The following is a 15891-nucleotide window of genomic DNA, read 5'->3' on the forward strand; positions in this document are numbered from 1 at the left end:
GCTGTTAAAAAGAAGGCCTAAGATAAGAATAATGAAAGCAAACCAAATACCTACAGGCATAATTGTAGACCAAAAAGAAGTGATTGCAGTTGAACTGAGCAATAGCAAAGGCACTTATGTAAAGTTGTTTAACTATGGTACCATCATCAATAAATTTATAGTTAAAAATGCCAAAGGAGATGCCCAAGATATTGTTTTAGGTTTTGATGATTTTGAAGGATATATCAGCGAGGATTACTTAGCAAATTATCCGTACTTCGGTACTATTGTAGGTAGGTACGCCAATAGAATTAAAAACGGTGAGTTTGAGGTGGATGGTGTAAGTTATCAGTTGCCACAAAACGCAGGAAAGGATTGTTTACATGGTGGTATCAATGGTTTTGATAAGAAAGTTTGGGATGTTATTGAGCTAACGCAAGAGCCAAATCCGTCGGTTACTTTTCATTATTACAGCGAAGATGGGGAAGAAGGTTTCCCAGGAGATTTGGCAGTGCAGTTAAGATTTACGTTAACCGAAAACAACGAACTGATTTTAACTTATCAGGCAGATACAGACGAAGCAACGGCAATTAATTTAACGCACCATAGTTATTTCAATTTATCGGACACAGCAACTGATATCAGGTCGCATCACCATCAAATGAATGCTTCTAATTGGTTAGAGCAAGATGATAATTATGTGGTGACGGGTAAGCTTATTCCAGTAGAGGGTACGCACCACGATTTTAGAAAGGGGAAGGTGATTAGCGAAGGTTGGGATGAAGTAAACGGTTACGACCAAACTTATGTTTTAGATAAAAATTATGGTGATTTAACTTTAGCCAGTAAGACTTCAGATAAGGAAAGTGGTTTGACCTTATCAGTTTATACCACAGAACCTGTAGCGCATTTATATACTGCAAAATATACTGACGTGAAAAATGGCAAAGGCGGTAAAAACTATGGAGAGTTTAGTGCTTTTTGTGTAGAAACCCAACATGCGCCTAATTCGATTAACATCCCTGAGTTTCCGTCTACGGTGTTACAATCAGAAGAGATTTACCACCAAACTACCATTTACAAAGTGGATATTTAAAAATTTTTACCACATAAGGCACATAGGCTTTTAAATCCTAAAACTTATATTTCTTATATGGTTGATGATTTATTGACCATATAAGGCATATAAGTTCATTTAAGGTTGGTCTTGTGGTTATGAAAACTAAATTCTTTCTAATATTGTAGTAATCGCTTTTTCTACAATTGCATTTGGGTTACTGCTAAATTCAAATTTAACGCGACTAGCCAAGATTGCATTGATGGATAATGCTTTATGTCCTAAGGTTTTCGCCAGTGCGTAAATTCCAGCTGTTTCCATTTCCAAATTGGTAATTCTAGCATCTCCACTTTTGAAGCTATTCAACTGCCCAATAAAATTAGCAACTGTATTTTTAGCTCTCACCTGTCGGCCTTGTGGTGCGTAAAAACCTGGTGCTGTAGCGGTAATTCCCGTCGGCATATCATGAGCGAATTGCTGCAATAAACTTTCATCCGCTTGTGTAAGGTATGGCTTAATACCTTCAATTCCTGTGAAATGTTTGTTGATGTCGCCTAACAAAGCTTGTTCGTTTGCGGAGAGATTTTGCTCATAATAATGCATTAAAGCATCAAAACCTACACCGTAAGAAGATGCTAAAATTGTTCCCATTGGGATATCTGGCTGTACAGCACCTGAAGTGCCTATTCTGATGATATTTAAAGATTTAAGTTCCTCTTTTATCATTCTACTATCAAAATCGATGTTAACCAAAGCATCTAGTTCGTTAAAAACAATGTCGATATTATCTGTGCCAATACCTGTAGAAATAACTGTTACACGTTTTTTGCCAATAAATCCAGTATGCGTAATGAACTCACGTTTGCCTTTCTTCAATTCAATGCTATCGAAATGTTTGCTTACTTCCGGCACACGGTCCAAATCGCCTACGGTAATTACAGTATCTGCAATATCTTCGGGCAGTAGGTTTAAATGGTAAATACTTCCGTCTGGATTGATGATTAAATCAGCTTCTGATAGTTTGGTTGATTGGTTCATTAGTTCACTGGTTGATTGGGTTAACGGAACGAGTTCGGCGATAAGCGATTGGCGATTTCAATTTAAACGCCACACGCCATACACTAAACTGTCTCTAAATATACAGTTTTCAGTCCTTCAATTTTTTCTAATTTAGATAAAACGATGTTGAGATTTGCTTTTCTTACCTCGAAACTTAGCTTGCAATGTGTGTCAAAATTTTGGCTTAAGATATTTAATTGCTCTTCTTTAACTACACGCATTACATCGTTCATCATCAAATAATCAAATTCCAACTCGTACACATCATTTACGGTTTTGGTTATAATTTCTGCTGCATTTAAAGCTTCTACTGTAGCTGTTTTGTAAGCGTTTATCAAACCAGGAACACCTAGCAAAGTACCTCCGAAATAACGGACAACGACCACTAAAATATTGGTTATATCAGCCGAAAGCAAAGCATTTAGAATTGGTCTTCCGGCGGTTCCAGAGGGTTCGCCATCGTCGTTAAACTTATGAATGTTTCTGTCTGGAGTTAAGCGTATTGCCCAACAGAAGTGTCTGGCTTTACTGTGCTCACTTCTTAGTTTAGTAATAATTTCCTTCACCTCAGCTTCGCTTCTAATGGGAAAAGCATAACCAATAAATTTGCTGCCTTTATCCCTGAAAATGCCTTCGCTTGCTTGTGTAATGGTTTGGTAGGTATCGCTAAACAGCATAAATTTTTGATAGTGTAATGAGTATAATTGAAACAAGTGCCAAAGCCAAGCCTAGATAATTCCATTTACTAAGTCGCTCCCTAAAGATGAACACGCCGATTAAAGTTCCGGCAATAATAACGCCCATATTCATCGCCGCAAATACAGTAGATGGATTTTCTGACATCTCTTTGTGCGCTCTTAGGTAGAACAAGATGTTGCCAAAGTTGAAAATGCCTAAAATACACCCGCAAAAGAAATTGATGAGCTGCAATTTGGTTTTCTTGCGTGCAACCAAATAAAGTAAATACACTAACGACAAAGTAAAAGCAATACAATAAATAAGGAAAAGCGATGTGGTGTAGGGGATAGCCGAAATTTGGCTTACCATCTTAAAAAGTACATCTACAGCTCCAAAACCTAAGAAAACTAGTAGTAAATAAAACCAGCTTCTTTTGCTAGATAAGCGGTCGCCTTTGCGATACATTGTAAATATGATAGCCGCAAAGCCAAAAACGATAGCTACTTCTTTGTATCGGTCGAAGTTTTCTTTGAATAGAAAAAATGCAGCGCCTAAAGAGATAAAAAGCGATAAACGTTGAGCGATATCTGTTCTTGCTAAACCGGCATTCCGTACAGATAAACCTAAAAATATGAAAATGCTTGGTAGCAGAATGCCCAAAGTCCAATAAATAGGAGAGATGTTGCTAATGCTAATGTTAGAAAAATCTGGCTTGAAGCACATCAAACTTAAACAAATAGCAAAAAGATAATTCCAAGTAATGGCTTGGGTAATGTTGATATGATAGCGTTTCGCTAATTTTAGCAACACACCAACAGTAACACTACAAATGATACTGAGTACCAAGTATATCATGCTTTTATTCGTTTAATTATTTGTAATATGTCGTTGCCAATCATAGTTTCGTCTAGCTTTTCTCCAGTAATTTGTGGCGCTTTAATACCGTTCTCCCATGTTGCGTTGGCGGTAAATATACGGGCTTCGTCCCATAAATTAGCTGTTATAAACTGATTTAAAATGTTAGCTCCACCTTCAATAATTACTGATTGAATATCCATTAAATATAACTGATAGGCTATTTTTTGCGACAAATAAAAGTGCATGTCTTCCATTTGCACAAAGTGGATATTATCTATCACATCAGTCTTTATCTCGTTAAATATAATGGTTTTAGCTACGTTGTTGTAAATATTATAATGAGATGGAATTTCGAGGTTTTTATCAATTACCAAACGGACTGGATTTTTTCCAATTACCTCTCTGGTGTTCAATTGAGGGTCGTCTGCTAACACCGTATTTTTTCCAACTAATATAGCATCTTCTTCAGTCCGCCATTGGTGGGTAAGTGTTTTAGCTTCGACACCCGAAATCCATTTTTGTGATTGGTCTACTGGAGCAAAAAAGCCGTCGCTAGTTTGTGCCCATTTAAGGATGAAGTATGGTCTGTGTTCTTTTATTCTGGTGAAAAACCTACGATTAACTTGTTTGCATTCCTCGTCTAAAATACCAGAAGTCACTTCAATTCCTGCATTTTCTAGCTTTTCAATTCCTTTGCCATTTACGCCATCGAATGGGTCGGTGTTGCCAATTACAACTCTTTTTAATTGATGCTTTACCAGTAAATCTGCACAGGGAGGAGTTTTGCCAAAATGCGAACAAGGCTCTAAAGTCACATAAGCCGTTGCGTTTTTAAGTAGGATAGTGGCTTCATTTCCAAAGCGTTCGAATACGTTATTTACGGCATCTACTTCTGCGTGTGCTTCCCCAAATTTCTGATGGTAACCTTCGCCAATAATTTCATTTTCATGAACAATTACGCAACCAACCATAGGGTTAGGACTTACGTTACCAGCACCCAATTGGGCTAATTCTAGGCAGCGTCGCATGTAAAACTCGTGTTCCATCTCTGCAAAAATAGCTTTATTTCAGCATTTAAATTGGTAAAGTTATTATTCTGTAATTAGCCACAGATGCACAGATTTTTAAACGAAAATATTGTCATTCAATAATTAAGTTCATGATGATTAATACTCATTTTATCTGTGTATCTGTGGCTGTCTTTTTAAAAATACAAGCAGCAAAATATAAATGTCAAAATAACTACTTTTGTAATGATGAAGTTAGCCGAATTAGCTGTTTTATATCAAGAAAAATTAACCGCTTTGTACGATGAGGACGAAGTGCACTCGCTGTTTTTAATCGCTTTGGACGAAGTGCTCGGTTATACAAAAACTGATTATATCCTTAAAAAGCAAGAACCTGTTCCTGATACCGGCTTGTTAAAGCTAAATAGTATACTAATTGAGCTAACTTTTGGAAAACCAATTCAATATGTGATTGGTCATACACAGTTTTACGGACTTAATTTCAAGGTTAACCCATCGGTTTTAATTCCTAGACCAGAAACTGAAGAATTGGTAGAATGGATTTTGTCGGTTCAAAATGATAAACCCATGGTTGAGAACTCAATGGTAAATATACTTGACATCGGTACTGGAAGTGGTTGTATCGTCATTGCGTTAAAAAAGAACTTACCTAAAGCAAATGTTTCTGCCGTTGATATTTCCTCTGAAGCCTTAGCTACTGCCAAGGAAAATGCATTGTTGAATGATGCTGGCGTAACTTTCATAGAAGACGATATCCTAAACTCAAAGTTGGAGTTTCCACACATCAAACTAGATATTATTGTGAGTAATCCGCCTTATATTAAGGAAGATGAAAAGCTGGAAATGCATGAAAATGTATTAGCTAACGAACCTCATACAGCTTTGTTTGTAAGCAATGATAGACCTTTAATTTTCTACGAAGCCATCGCCAATTTTGCGTTAAAGCACTTAAAAGCTGACGGGCATCTTTTCTTCGAAATCAATGCAAACCTCGGAAAAGAAACTATTCAAATGTTGGCTGCAAAAGGCTTCATCGATATTAGATTAAAATTAGATATGCAAGGCAAGGAGAGAATGGTGAGCGCTCAAAAGCCTTGATAATGTTGGTTTTGGTATTTATCTTTAGGTAAACCAAACCTACTTATGTCAACTTCTGAAACCATACAATTTGTATCAGCCATCACTATGCCAACAGCTGAATTGGCTCCCTGGGTACAATGTTATATCCACACCAAAGTGGAAGGTAATACCGACGATTTTTTTGTAGACCTGTTTCCAGTAGGCTATTGTGTAATTTCATTTACGCTCGACGAAGGAAGCCTTATACAAATAGATGGACAAACAGTTACTGATAAAAATAATCTAACTGGGCAACTGCTGCACCATTATAGGATGCGGGTAAATAATATTACGGAGCTTGTGTATGTAATGTTTACGCCATTGGGCAGCTATAGACTTTTACAGCATAATCAATATCTATTGCAGGGAAAATTTAGTTCGTTAAATAGTTTGAATTTGATTGGCTATCAAGAATTACAGAAACAGCTTGAAAGCCATCGAGACAATATTCCAATGTTTATCAAAACAGTAGATGCTTGGTTGTTGTCGCTACTTCAAATCCCTTTTTCTGAAAAGAAGTTATTACACGTGAAAGAAGTGAGCGACTATATTCAAAACGCAAGTGAGAAATTGTCTTTATCTACTATTTACAAACATTTTAATACTTCGAAATCAACCTTAGAAAGAAATTTTAGGGAAGTGCTGGGTTATACCCCGAAAGAATACCTTAACCATGTTCGTTTCAATAGAGCTTATGAATTGGTAAAAAGCGGACAATTTGGAAGTTGGTCGGAAGTGGTTTTTGCTAACCATTATTTCGACCAATCACATTTTATCAAAGAGTTTAAAATAAAGTTTGGATATAGTCCCAATCAGTTGTTCAGGAGTAGTTTGAATATTGCGCAACATGTAAAGGAAGAGATACCAAAAGCGAAAAAAAGCTAGCTTACTTCAACAATTAAGCCTTGTTAAAACTTTTTTGAGTTGATGTTTGTTGATAGATTGTTTTAATAAATTTAACACAATTGTTATGAATCAACTAAAATCAATATCAGCAATTTTAGGAGTTGTACTTCTTGCAAGTTGCGGAGTGAGTAAGAAAAAGTATGCCGAACTACAAGGTAATTTTAACGAAGTTCAGCAGCGTTATAATGATCTTAATGGAAAGCTAGTTAGAACAGAATCTGAGCTATCAAACGCTAAAACGAGAATTACAAGCTTAGACGAAGCAATTGCAAGAGAAAGAGCAAATGCGGCAGAATTGCAAACTGCTTTAAATAAATGTTTGAGTGCGAGTAGCCAAGGAAATGTAAACATCTCAAAATTGGTAGATGAGATCAATAGCTCTAATAAGTACATTAAAGAGCTAATTGCAGCTAAAAATAAAAGTGACTCGCTTAATATGGTCTTGACAAACAATTTAACTCGTTCGTTAAGTCGTGAAGAAATGAGCGACGTAGATGTACAAGTCCTGAAGGGAGTTGTTTATATTTCATTATCAGATAATATGTTATATAAATCTGGTAGTTATGAAATATCTGACAAAGCAGGAGCAACTTTAAGCAAAATCGCAAAAATCATTACCGATTACAAAGATTACGAAGTGTTAGTAGAAGGTAATACTGATAATGTGCCTATTAAAATGGCTAACATCAGAAACAACTGGGATTTAAGTGCTTTGAGAGCTTCTTCTGTTGTGCAAAGTTTGCAGAATAACTATGGTGTGGATGCCAAACGTTTAACTGCCGGGGGTAGAGGAGAGTATAATCCTGTTGCAGGAAATGATACCGCTGCCGGCAAAGCTAAAAACAGACGTACCCAAATTATCATTACGCCTAAGTTAGACCAGTTTATGGATTTGATTGGTAAATCGGCTGAAAAGCCTCAAAACTAAACTAATATTTGTTAAATCTTAAAGCCTTTCGATATAATCGGGAGGCTTTTTTGTTTAATAGCCCTGACGCTTTTTTACAATACTATCCGCTTGCGCTCAACTATATTTAGGTTCACTAAACAATGAACTATGAATGTAAAACTCTACTCAATTTTTACCACGCTCTTTACAACGCTATTTTTGATTTCGGCAATAGCTTTTGGACAGCCTCCAGAGAATAATACGGCTGCCGGCGCTATCAGTTTAACACCTAGCGCCACTTGTACACCGAGTGCTACATTTTACACCACGCAAGAAGCCACGCAAAGTGTAATTAATGCAGCTTACGGTGCTGGAGGCGTGGATGATGTATGGTTTAAGTTTGTTGCCTCTACTACGGGCATAAGAATTAGCCTACAAGAAGTTACCTCTACAGGAGCGTCTACATGGCAAGGTAGGGTAGAGCTCTGGAGCGATGCACCAAGTGAAGGCTCAAGCTACTATAAACCAGATAATGTAAATACGAATGACTTGTTTCTAGCAGCAATTGCTGGAAATAATGCAGTTTTCAACTACAGCTATCTAACAAATGCGCTAAGCCTTGGAGCTACTTACTATGTACGTGTTTATGGTAGTAATTCATCCGTTAGGGGAAATTTTAAAATTTGTGCCGAGAACCTAGTGTTGCCTGTAATTCCTCCAAATAATGCCTGTTGGAATGCACAAACACTAACTTTATCGAGCGGTGCTAGTTGTACCAATAATGTAAACGGCACTACTTTAAATGCTTCTTCTGGCACATCAAATCTTGCATTTTGCCATGTTTCTGCCCTGTCTGCTAAAGATGTTTGGTACAAATTTGTAGCCACTAGCAATAACATTAGTATTGCTTTAAGTAATGTTGCTTTGTCAGAAGGTACTTCTTCAAATTTAGCAATGCAATTGAGTTCTGTTAATCCTGATGCGAGTAATGGTCTTTGTAATGGCTCTCAATTAGCTTGCGGAGATGATTTGGCACCGTTAAATTATACTGCACTTACATCGGGAGAGACCTATTATATTCGCGTGTTCAACAAAGATGTGAATAGTGCTTCTAGTTTTACCCTTTGTGCCAACGTTCCTGCGCCACCAATAAATGATGATTGTGCAGCAGCGCTAACTTTGCCTATCAATACATCGCCTGTGGCAACAGCTTTTTTAGCGGGAACTACCAATGCTGCAACTAGTTCTGTAACTTCAAATACCTGTGCTGGAACTATAGCAAATGATGTTTGGTTTAAATTTACACCGACCACAAGCCAGTTGACCAATGGGGTGCTGAGTGTAAAAAGTCATCAGAATTTTAATTATGCGTTGTACACCGGTAACTGTGGCACTTTAAGTCAGGTTGCTGGATGGTGTGGTAATTCCGCCAATCCAGATTTACCAGCTTTAACCGCAGGTGTTACCTATTATTTAAGAGCTTATGGCTTAGGTGCAGTGTCTTACGATATTTCAGTAATAAAAATTCCAGTAGCACTTACAAATGATAACTGTGCTGGAGCTATCGATATTAGCAGTACGGCAAGTACAGGTTATGTAAGCGCACATACTCGAGAAGCAACGGTTACTGCAGGTGCTCCAGATTGCTTCGATTTCGAACAGCCCTATGCAAAAGATGTTTGGTTTAAAACGACCGTTACTACAGCCGGCAACTATGTTATCGATATCAAAAATCTAATTAGCAGAAATGAACTTCCTGTGCCAGTGGCAGATGTGCAAGTGCAGGTGCTTAAAAACTGTGGTGGCTCAATAATTTTATGTAGAAGTTCATATAAAAATCAAGCATTGCCAATTATCGAAAAGTTAGATAATGACCCAACAGAATATTATATCAGAATTATTGAAACCCCAAATTCGCCAGGTTGGTTTAATTTTGATATCGCATTTCGTTTAACCAACACGCCTACAAATGACGAATTTGCTGGTGCGATAAATTTAGTGCAAGATTTAAATTGTAACACCGTAAGTGGAACTTTTTTTAACGCCACAATAAGTACAAATCCGGCAGAAGATATTTCCATCTTTCCTAAAATGGATGTTTGGTACAAGTTTATCGCTGTTTCTACCAATCCAAAAATCGAACTTAAAAACACATCTGCAAATGTAAAAATGGCTGTATATGAGGGTACGCCAACTGGAACTGCTGGTATCAATGGCACTTCTACGATTAATGCCGCAGGTTTAACTATTCGGCAAACCTATTACATCAGAGTTTATAAAACCGATAATAATCCTGAAGGAGCGCACCAAGGAAACTTTGAAATTTGTGTTTCGGGATATCCTAGTGTAGCCATTGCTGATAATGTAGCTGCTTGCGAAACTACTGACCAAACCTTGGTTTCTAATGGAAGCAAATCTTGGTTGCACTTTACCAAAAACAGCAAATTGGTGCTGTCAGTATTCGATGGGCCAGCAAATTCAGGACAAATATTCGCACCACGAGGGAACATCACAGCATCATTTTATACCAATACCGGAGCTGTTAGAACAGATGCAGCTTCGAAACCTTATTTGGACAGAAACTTTGAAATATCAGCACAAAATAACAACCTAAATAACAACGTTCGTTTCCGTTTGTATTTGAGTGAAACAGAGTTGAATAATTTGATTGGAGCTGCTGGGAGTGAAGTAGGTAATATCCACGATTTAAAGATAGCCCGTTTTGCTAATGCTAGTTGTAACGTTTCTGTAGGGACTTCATCAGTAAATTATAACATAGTGGCTGCCGGAAAAGTAGCTTCAGATATTTACTATATTGAAGGTATTACACCCGATTTTTCTGGTTTCTTTTTGATGAATGTACCAGCTGTAGATGTTTTACCAGTAGCATGTGATGTTTTCACAGCTAATACTACAAAAGAGGGCATTGCGCTCAATTGGAAAACAAAATCTGAAGTGAATAGTAAAGCATATCAACTTTATAGAAGCTCAAACGGTGTTGATTTTAGTTTGGTGAAAACGATGAATTCTGATAATAAAATCAATGGTTCAAGCTATACTCACACGGATAAAGTAAAACCTGGTATTACTTACTATTACCGCTTAAAACAGACTGATTTAGATGGAACTGTACAAAGCGTTTGCAGTGATGTTAGCGCAATATGGAACGGCTTAAATGAGCCAAACTTGTTGGTTTATCCGAATCCGGCGAAGAATAAGATTAAAGTGAATTTACCTACCGATGCAAAGCTGTTTAAAATACAGATTTTTAGTGCTACAGGTAGCTTGGTTTACACTAAGCAACATCAAAATTCGGAAACTGAAATAGATATAGCAAAGCTGAACAATGGTTTTTATACTATCAGAATAACCGCAAGTGATGGAACTTGGTCAAGCAAATTCGTGAAGTCTAATTGAGTTTTTTAGAGCCACAGATGCACAGATAGCTACGACTATTATAATGAAATCTGTGCATCTGTGGCTTAAACTATGCTCTTGGATGAAACTCGGTAATCACCGTCTTCAAGTAATCCCTATCTAAATGCGTATAAATTTCTGTGGTTGTAATGCTTGCATGTCCCAACATGTCTTGTACAGCTCTTAAGTCGGCGCCACCTTCTATTAAATGGGTTGCAAAGGAGTGTCTCAAGGTATGCGGACTAATACTTTTCTGTATTCCGGCAGCTACCGCTAAAGATTTGATAAGGTTAAAGATGGATATTCGGGACAACTTTGCACCAAATCTGTTAAGGAAAATGAAATCTTCATTGCCTTTTTTAATTTGATGATGAACCCTAACTTCCTCTATATAGATTTTTACCAACTTTAAAGCGGTGACACCAATGGGTACAATTCTCTCTTTGTTGCCTTTTCCAGTTACCTTAATAAATTCTGTTTCTTCAAAAATGTTTGATATTTTGAGTTCCGTTAACTCACTTACCCTTAAACCACAGCCGTAAAGTATTTCTAAAATAGCTTTATTACGCATTCCTTCAGGCTTAGAGGCATCAATTGCACCTATCAGTAAATCAATTTCATGAATGTTTAGCGTATCTGGAAGTTTACGGGCAATTTTGGGAGTTTCTAACAATGCCGAAGGATCATTCGTTATCAGATCTTCTTGTAATAAGTAAGAAAAAAACGATTTGATGCCCGATATTATTCTGGCTTGTGTACTCGCTTCTGCGCCAAGTTCATGTAACCAAATCAAAAAGTTTCTTAAATCCTTAAGGGTAATTTTAGAAATTGAAATGCTCTCATCAACAGCATCAAAATATTGAAAAAGCTTTTCAACATCTTTAGTATAGGCATCAATACTATTTTCAGCTAATGAACGCTCTAGTTTAAGATAAGCGGAAAATCCCTTTATGTAAGATTGAGTGTTCATTATTTGAGTTCTTTTTTATAACATTGCGTAGGGCAATTTAGCTACAAAAATAATAGTAAGTTGTTTTCGTAGCCATACATGCACTGATATTTATTTATCGTCAGTATTTGATGATTAGTAGATATCGCTAACTAAAGAATAAATGAAGATACAAATCATCAACGGACCTAATTTAAACCTTCTTGGCTTGAGAGAACCGTCTATTTACGGTGCAGAACCTATTGAAGGTTACATTGAAACGCTTAGAGAAAAATACAGCATTATAGAAATTGATTACTACCAAAGTAATGTAGAAGGTGAGTTGATTAACAAGCTGCATGAAGTTGGCTTTTCGTACGATGGAATTATCATTAACGCAGGCGGTTATACGCACACTTCTGTAGCTATTGCAGATGCTATTGCAGCAATAAAAACCCCAGTAGTTGAAGTTCATATCTCAAATATTTATGCCAGAGAAGAATATCGTCATGTATCCTTAACTGGTAAAAATTGTAAAGGCGTACTTACTGGCTTTGGTTTAGAGGGCTACCGTTTGGCGCTAGAAAGTTTTTTAAAATAGCTTTTAGGTTGATGGTTAACACGACCATCGCTCATAACACAAACAACAAATTATGAAGAAAATAACGCTTTTACTTGTACTTTGGTTAAGTACCAATTTAATTTATGCTCAAGGTCAAACAAGACCTTTAAAGTTAGACGCCAGTTCTGTGGTGAAAGATGCTGATGGGAGCGCTTACCCATACGCAATTTGGCAAAAATTGCTTCAAACAGGAGAGTATAATATAAAACCAACGGGTGATCTAAAGGCTGAAAAAGTCGAGTTTCTAATTTACCGAATGACGGAAGAGGAGAAAGAAGCCAAGAAGAAAAAGAAATTAGAAACGGCAGCCACACTTGCAAAGCCACGAGTAAGCGATGCCTTTTTGGAAGGAAGTAAGTTCAGATTTGATAAAATGACAGATTTGAATGGTGTAAAATATGATTTCAAGAAAGACACAGGCAAGGTAGTGGTGTTTAATTTTTGGTTTATCAATTGTCCGCCTTGTAAGCAAGAAATTCCTGAATTGAATGAGCTAGTTGCCAAATACAAAGATAACAAAGACGTAGTATTTATAGGTATTGCCTTAGATGATGAATACGCTTTAAGGAATTTCTTAAAATTAATGCCATTTAATTACAGCATTGTTGGCGATGGCAGGTTTTATGCTAATAAACATGGCGTAAAATCATATCCAACACATGTGGTGGTAGGTAAAGATGGTTTGATTAAGTTTAGTACCATTGGTTTAGCCACTAACACTGTTTATTGGGTAGAGAAGACAATTAAGGAGCAACTATAAATTTAAATCGCTGAATTTTTTCTTTTTGCCGATAAAGTACTTCCAAACGATACTTCCATTTAACACACCTTGATGTTTGCGTAATGGTAATTGCTTGTTTGTACGTTTGGCTGCCGTTTTAAAAAAAGCTCCAAAAAAATGAGCATGAGCTTTATTAATAGAGAAAGCGAATTTAAACTGCCCTTTGAACGCAAATTGAAACCAAGCTGCAAGATCTATCCATAAACGGGCAAATACTTTAACTACAGCCTCTCCAAAAGGGAGGTTTTTTTGCATGATGATGAGGTTGTTACGGAAATTGAGGTAGCTTTTAAAAGGACTTCCAGCGTTTAAAGTGCCACCACCAACATGATAAACTTCTGCTGCTGTACAACACATTACTTGATAACCTTTGTTCTTCAAGCGCCAACACAAGTCAATTTCTTCCATGTGTGCAAAAAGGTCACCGTCTAATCCTCTAATCTCATCCCATGCTTTGCTTTTAATGAAGAAAGCTGCACCACTGGCCCAAAAAACAGGAATGCTATCATTGTATTGGTTTTGATCTTCTTCTACATGATCAAAAATTCTGCCTCTGCAGAAGGGAAATCCGAAGCCATCTATAAAACCACCAGCAGCGCCTGCGTATTCAAACATCGTTTTATTCTGTTGCCACTTAATTTTCGGTTGAGCTGCAGCAATGCTTTCATCGCTCTCCATCAAATCAATCACCGGTTTGATCCAATTTTTGGGAACTTCAACATCCGAATTAAGCAATACAAAATAATCTGCTTCTAATTTTGCTAGCGCTTGGTTATAGCCTTCTGCGAAACCGTAATTTTTATCGTTAACAATAACATGAACTTGGGGGAAGTTTTGCTGGGTAAACAAGACTGAATTATCCGTAGAAGCATTATCCGCCACAACAATCTGCAGATTTGTATAATCAGTTTTTACTACACTAGGAAGAAAACGTTCCAAAAATGTTTGCCCGTTCCAGTTTAAAATTACGACAGCTACACTAGGCTCCATTTTTTGCAGTTAAGGTTTTTTGATTATTGAAATTTGGTTATTGTTATTTCGAATTTAGTCATTCGCTTTCCATCGCTTATGGCTCCACAACCAATAAGCAGGTTCTTGTAAAATGGTATGGGTTAAGTGACTGAAAAACGTATCTGTAATTTCGTGTTCATTCGTGCTTTTTGGATCAAGACACATTGGCACACAATCTATTTCGTAATAACCACGCTTAGGTCTTTTAACATTGAAATAAAAGATCGGTCTGTTAGTTTGAAATGCAATTTTTTCTAAGCCTAAAAAGGCAGGCGTAGATTGGTTCATAAAGTTAAGTCTGTATTGCACATCAGATTTCCTTGGTGTTTGATCACTCGCAAAACAAAACATGGTGACATCGTTTTTAGTAGCAATAACTTGTCTCAGTGTTTGCTTCATCGGTATAAAAACATTTCCAAATTTCGTTCTTAATCCATCAAACCAATTTCCAAACACTTCATTGTTAATCGGCTTGTAAATTACGTTACAGGTTCCAGATAAATTTAGGCCAGTAGCTAGCATGCAAAGTTCCCAATTTCCGTAATGACCAGTACAAGCTAAAACGCTTTCGCCACGTTTAAAGTAAGCTTCTGCAAGTTCAAAATTAGTAACCTTTACTCTTCGCATTACTTCAGCTTTGCTAATAGAACTCATTTTAACGATCTCTACCATCAAATCGCCCAGATAGCGATAGAATTTTTTCTCTGTGGCAATAATTTCTGCTGTAGATTTTTCTGGAAATGATTTGGTAAGATTAGTACGCACTACATTTCGTCTGTACTTAGCTATGTAGTATAGGATGTAGTATAAAACATTAGAAATTCCGTAAAGCAACCTCAAGGGTAGAAACGAAAGGAGGTGTAAAAAAAATATCCCTATGTGCAAAAAACCTTTTTTAATCATTAATTTGCCGACTGAATTGCAAACTTAAAATATCAGATGCAAAATCTAGCTATATTTCCATTATTTTATCTTCCGCCAGTTAGTTATTTTACACTTTTAAAAGAAAATAATTTCGAATTCCTTTTAGAGAAATTTGAGCACCTACCAAAGCAAACTTATAGAAACAGAGCTACAATAGCATCCCCAAATGGAAGCTTAGATTTGGTTGTTCCTGTAGTTAAAGGTGCAAAAGTGCATACGCCATATAAAGATGTTAAAATAAGTTACGACGAAAGATGGCAGCGTTTACATTGGTTAAGTCTGCAAACTTGCTACCGCAGTTCGGCTTATTTTGAGTTTTACGAGGACGGGCTGGCTCCATTTTATGAGAAGAAGTACGATTTTCTATTCGACTACAACTATGAAATGCTGAACTGGCTATTTAAACAATTGAAGATTTCATCAGATTTAGTAACAACAGAAAGCTACGAAGAAAACTCAGCTAAAGATTATAGAAGTGCGATGACTAAGAAGGAGATACCTGTTACCCAAACAAAGCCTTATTTTCAAGTGTTTAGCGATAGGAATGAATTTATTCCCAACCTTAGCATTGTAGATTTATTGTTTAACCAAGGGCCACAGGCAAAGAATTATTTTTAGATGCGAGAAATGGTTAA

At 36.8% G+C, this 15891-nt stretch carries 15 protein-coding genes; 8 read left to right on the forward strand and 7 right to left on the reverse strand.

Features of this window, described 5'->3' with window-relative positions:
• The first annotated feature begins 31 nt into the window (after nucleotides 1–31).
• The gene (locus AC23ME_RS10765; protein ID WP_487727774.1) at nucleotides 32–1075 is read left to right on the forward strand and encodes an aldose epimerase family protein; all 1044 of its coding nucleotides are present in this window, start codon (nucleotides 32–34) and stop codon (nucleotides 1073–1075) included.
• A gap of 126 nt (nucleotides 1076–1201) precedes the next feature.
• On the opposite strand, the gene AC23ME_RS10770 is transcribed toward AC23ME_RS10765, so the two are convergent.
• From AC23ME_RS10770 to ribD, 4 genes are all read right to left on the reverse strand, one after another.
• Complete coding sequence (locus AC23ME_RS10770; RefSeq protein WP_487727775.1) at nucleotides 1202–2074, reverse strand: nucleoside phosphorylase; 873 nt, start codon at nucleotides 2072–2074, stop codon at nucleotides 1202–1204.
• 83 nt (nucleotides 2075–2157) lie between these two features.
• Nucleotides 2158–2772, reverse strand: coding sequence for an IMPACT family protein (locus AC23ME_RS10775; protein ID WP_487727776.1), 615 nt, complete (start codon nucleotides 2770–2772; stop codon nucleotides 2158–2160).
• Entirely contained in the window at nucleotides 2762–3628 is an 867-nt protein-coding gene (locus tag AC23ME_RS10780; RefSeq protein WP_487727777.1) for an EamA family transporter, read from the reverse strand. Before AC23ME_RS10780 ends, AC23ME_RS10775 begins: the two co-directional genes overlap by 11 nt.
• Complete coding sequence (gene ribD / locus AC23ME_RS10785) at nucleotides 3625–4677, reverse strand: bifunctional diaminohydroxyphosphoribosylaminopyrimidine deaminase/5-amino-6-(5-phosphoribosylamino)uracil reductase RibD (RefSeq protein WP_487727778.1); 1053 nt, start codon at nucleotides 4675–4677, stop codon at nucleotides 3625–3627. The genes AC23ME_RS10780 and ribD overlap by 4 nt, the downstream gene beginning before the upstream one ends.
• A 207-nt stretch (nucleotides 4678–4884) precedes the next feature.
• Here ribD and prmC point away from each other — a divergent pair, with 207 nt between their 5' ends.
• From prmC to AC23ME_RS10805, 4 genes are all read left to right on the forward strand, one after another.
• Nucleotides 4885–5757, forward strand: coding sequence for a peptide chain release factor N(5)-glutamine methyltransferase (prmC, locus tag AC23ME_RS10790; RefSeq protein ID WP_487727779.1), 873 nt, complete (start codon nucleotides 4885–4887; stop codon nucleotides 5755–5757).
• Between the two features lie 45 nt (nucleotides 5758–5802).
• Nucleotides 5803–6663, forward strand: a complete 861-nt coding sequence (locus tag AC23ME_RS10795; protein ID WP_487727780.1) for a helix-turn-helix domain-containing protein — start codon at nucleotides 5803–5805, stop codon at nucleotides 6661–6663.
• Between the two features lie 85 nt (nucleotides 6664–6748).
• Nucleotides 6749–7612 carry an OmpA/MotB family protein gene (locus tag AC23ME_RS10800; RefSeq protein ID WP_487727781.1) on the forward strand — a complete coding sequence of 288 codons (864 nt, stop codon included), beginning with the start codon at nucleotides 6749–6751 and terminating at the stop codon, nucleotides 7610–7612.
• A 129-nt stretch (nucleotides 7613–7741) separates the two neighbouring features.
• Entirely contained in the window at nucleotides 7742–10990 is a 3249-nt protein-coding gene (locus AC23ME_RS10805; RefSeq protein WP_487727782.1) for a T9SS type A sorting domain-containing protein, read from the forward strand.
• Between the two features lie 70 nt (nucleotides 10991–11060).
• Here the strand turns inward: AC23ME_RS10805 and xerD are convergent, their stop codons facing one another.
• The gene (xerD, locus tag AC23ME_RS10810) at nucleotides 11061–11960 is read right to left on the reverse strand and encodes a site-specific tyrosine recombinase XerD (protein ID WP_487727783.1); all 900 of its coding nucleotides are present in this window, start codon (nucleotides 11958–11960) and stop codon (nucleotides 11061–11063) included.
• A gap of 142 nt (nucleotides 11961–12102) precedes the next feature.
• On the opposite strand from xerD, the gene aroQ reads away from it, so the two are divergent.
• Entirely contained in the window at nucleotides 12103–12519 is a 417-nt protein-coding gene (gene aroQ / locus AC23ME_RS10815; protein ID WP_487727784.1) for a type II 3-dehydroquinate dehydratase, read from the forward strand.
• A gap of 52 nt (nucleotides 12520–12571) precedes the next feature.
• Entirely contained in the window at nucleotides 12572–13300 is a 729-nt protein-coding gene (locus AC23ME_RS10820; protein ID WP_487727785.1) for a TlpA family protein disulfide reductase, read from the forward strand.
• Here AC23ME_RS10820 and AC23ME_RS10825 read toward each other — a convergent pair.
• Together AC23ME_RS10825 and AC23ME_RS10830 are read right to left on the reverse strand one after the other, a co-directional pair.
• Nucleotides 13295–14311: a glycosyltransferase family 2 protein gene (locus AC23ME_RS10825; protein ID WP_487727786.1), complete on the reverse strand. Its 1017-nt coding sequence runs from the start codon at nucleotides 14309–14311 to the stop codon at nucleotides 13295–13297. The genes AC23ME_RS10820 and AC23ME_RS10825 overlap by 6 nt on opposite strands.
• Nucleotides 14312–14365: 54 nt before the next feature.
• Nucleotides 14366–15235, reverse strand: coding sequence for a lysophospholipid acyltransferase family protein (locus tag AC23ME_RS10830; protein ID WP_487727787.1), 870 nt, complete (start codon nucleotides 15233–15235; stop codon nucleotides 14366–14368).
• A gap of 36 nt (nucleotides 15236–15271) precedes the next feature.
• Between AC23ME_RS10830 and AC23ME_RS10835 the strand changes: the two genes are divergently transcribed.
• The gene (locus AC23ME_RS10835) at nucleotides 15272–15874 is read left to right on the forward strand and encodes a WbqC family protein (protein WP_487727788.1); all 603 of its coding nucleotides are present in this window, start codon (nucleotides 15272–15274) and stop codon (nucleotides 15872–15874) included.
• Nucleotides 15875–15891 lie beyond the last annotated feature (17 nt).

This window comes from Pedobacter sp. T50_32, from assembly GCF_057652195.1.

Coding starts and splice junctions, on each gene's coding strand:
- AC23ME_RS10765 (WP_487727774.1), top strand. CDS start 32: ATGAAAGCAAACCAAATACCTACAGGCATAATTGTAGACCAAAAAGAA.
- AC23ME_RS10770 (WP_487727775.1), bottom strand. CDS start 2,074: ATGAACCAATCAACCAAACTATCAGAAGCTGATTTAATCATCAATCCA.
- AC23ME_RS10775 (WP_487727776.1), bottom strand. CDS start 2,772: ATGCTGTTTAGCGATACCTACCAAACCATTACACAAGCAAGCGAAGGC.
- AC23ME_RS10780 (WP_487727777.1), bottom strand. CDS start 3,628: ATGATATACTTGGTACTCAGTATCATTTGTAGTGTTACTGTTGGTGTG.
- ribD (WP_487727778.1), bottom strand. CDS start 4,677: ATGGAACACGAGTTTTACATGCGACGCTGCCTAGAATTAGCCCAATTG.
- prmC (WP_487727779.1), top strand. CDS start 4,885: ATGATGAAGTTAGCCGAATTAGCTGTTTTATATCAAGAAAAATTAACC.
- AC23ME_RS10795 (WP_487727780.1), top strand. CDS start 5,803: ATGTCAACTTCTGAAACCATACAATTTGTATCAGCCATCACTATGCCA.
- AC23ME_RS10800 (WP_487727781.1), top strand. CDS start 6,749: ATGAATCAACTAAAATCAATATCAGCAATTTTAGGAGTTGTACTTCTT.
- AC23ME_RS10805 (WP_487727782.1), top strand. CDS start 7,742: ATGAATGTAAAACTCTACTCAATTTTTACCACGCTCTTTACAACGCTA.
- xerD (WP_487727783.1), bottom strand. CDS start 11,960: ATGAACACTCAATCTTACATAAAGGGATTTTCCGCTTATCTTAAACTA.
- aroQ (WP_487727784.1), top strand. CDS start 12,103: ATGAAGATACAAATCATCAACGGACCTAATTTAAACCTTCTTGGCTTG.
- AC23ME_RS10820 (WP_487727785.1), top strand. CDS start 12,572: ATGAAGAAAATAACGCTTTTACTTGTACTTTGGTTAAGTACCAATTTA.
- AC23ME_RS10825 (WP_487727786.1), bottom strand. CDS start 14,311: ATGGAGCCTAGTGTAGCTGTCGTAATTTTAAACTGGAACGGGCAAACA.
- AC23ME_RS10830 (WP_487727787.1), bottom strand. CDS start 15,235: ATGATTAAAAAAGGTTTTTTGCACATAGGGATATTTTTTTTACACCTC.
- AC23ME_RS10835 (WP_487727788.1), top strand. CDS start 15,272: ATGCAAAATCTAGCTATATTTCCATTATTTTATCTTCCGCCAGTTAGT.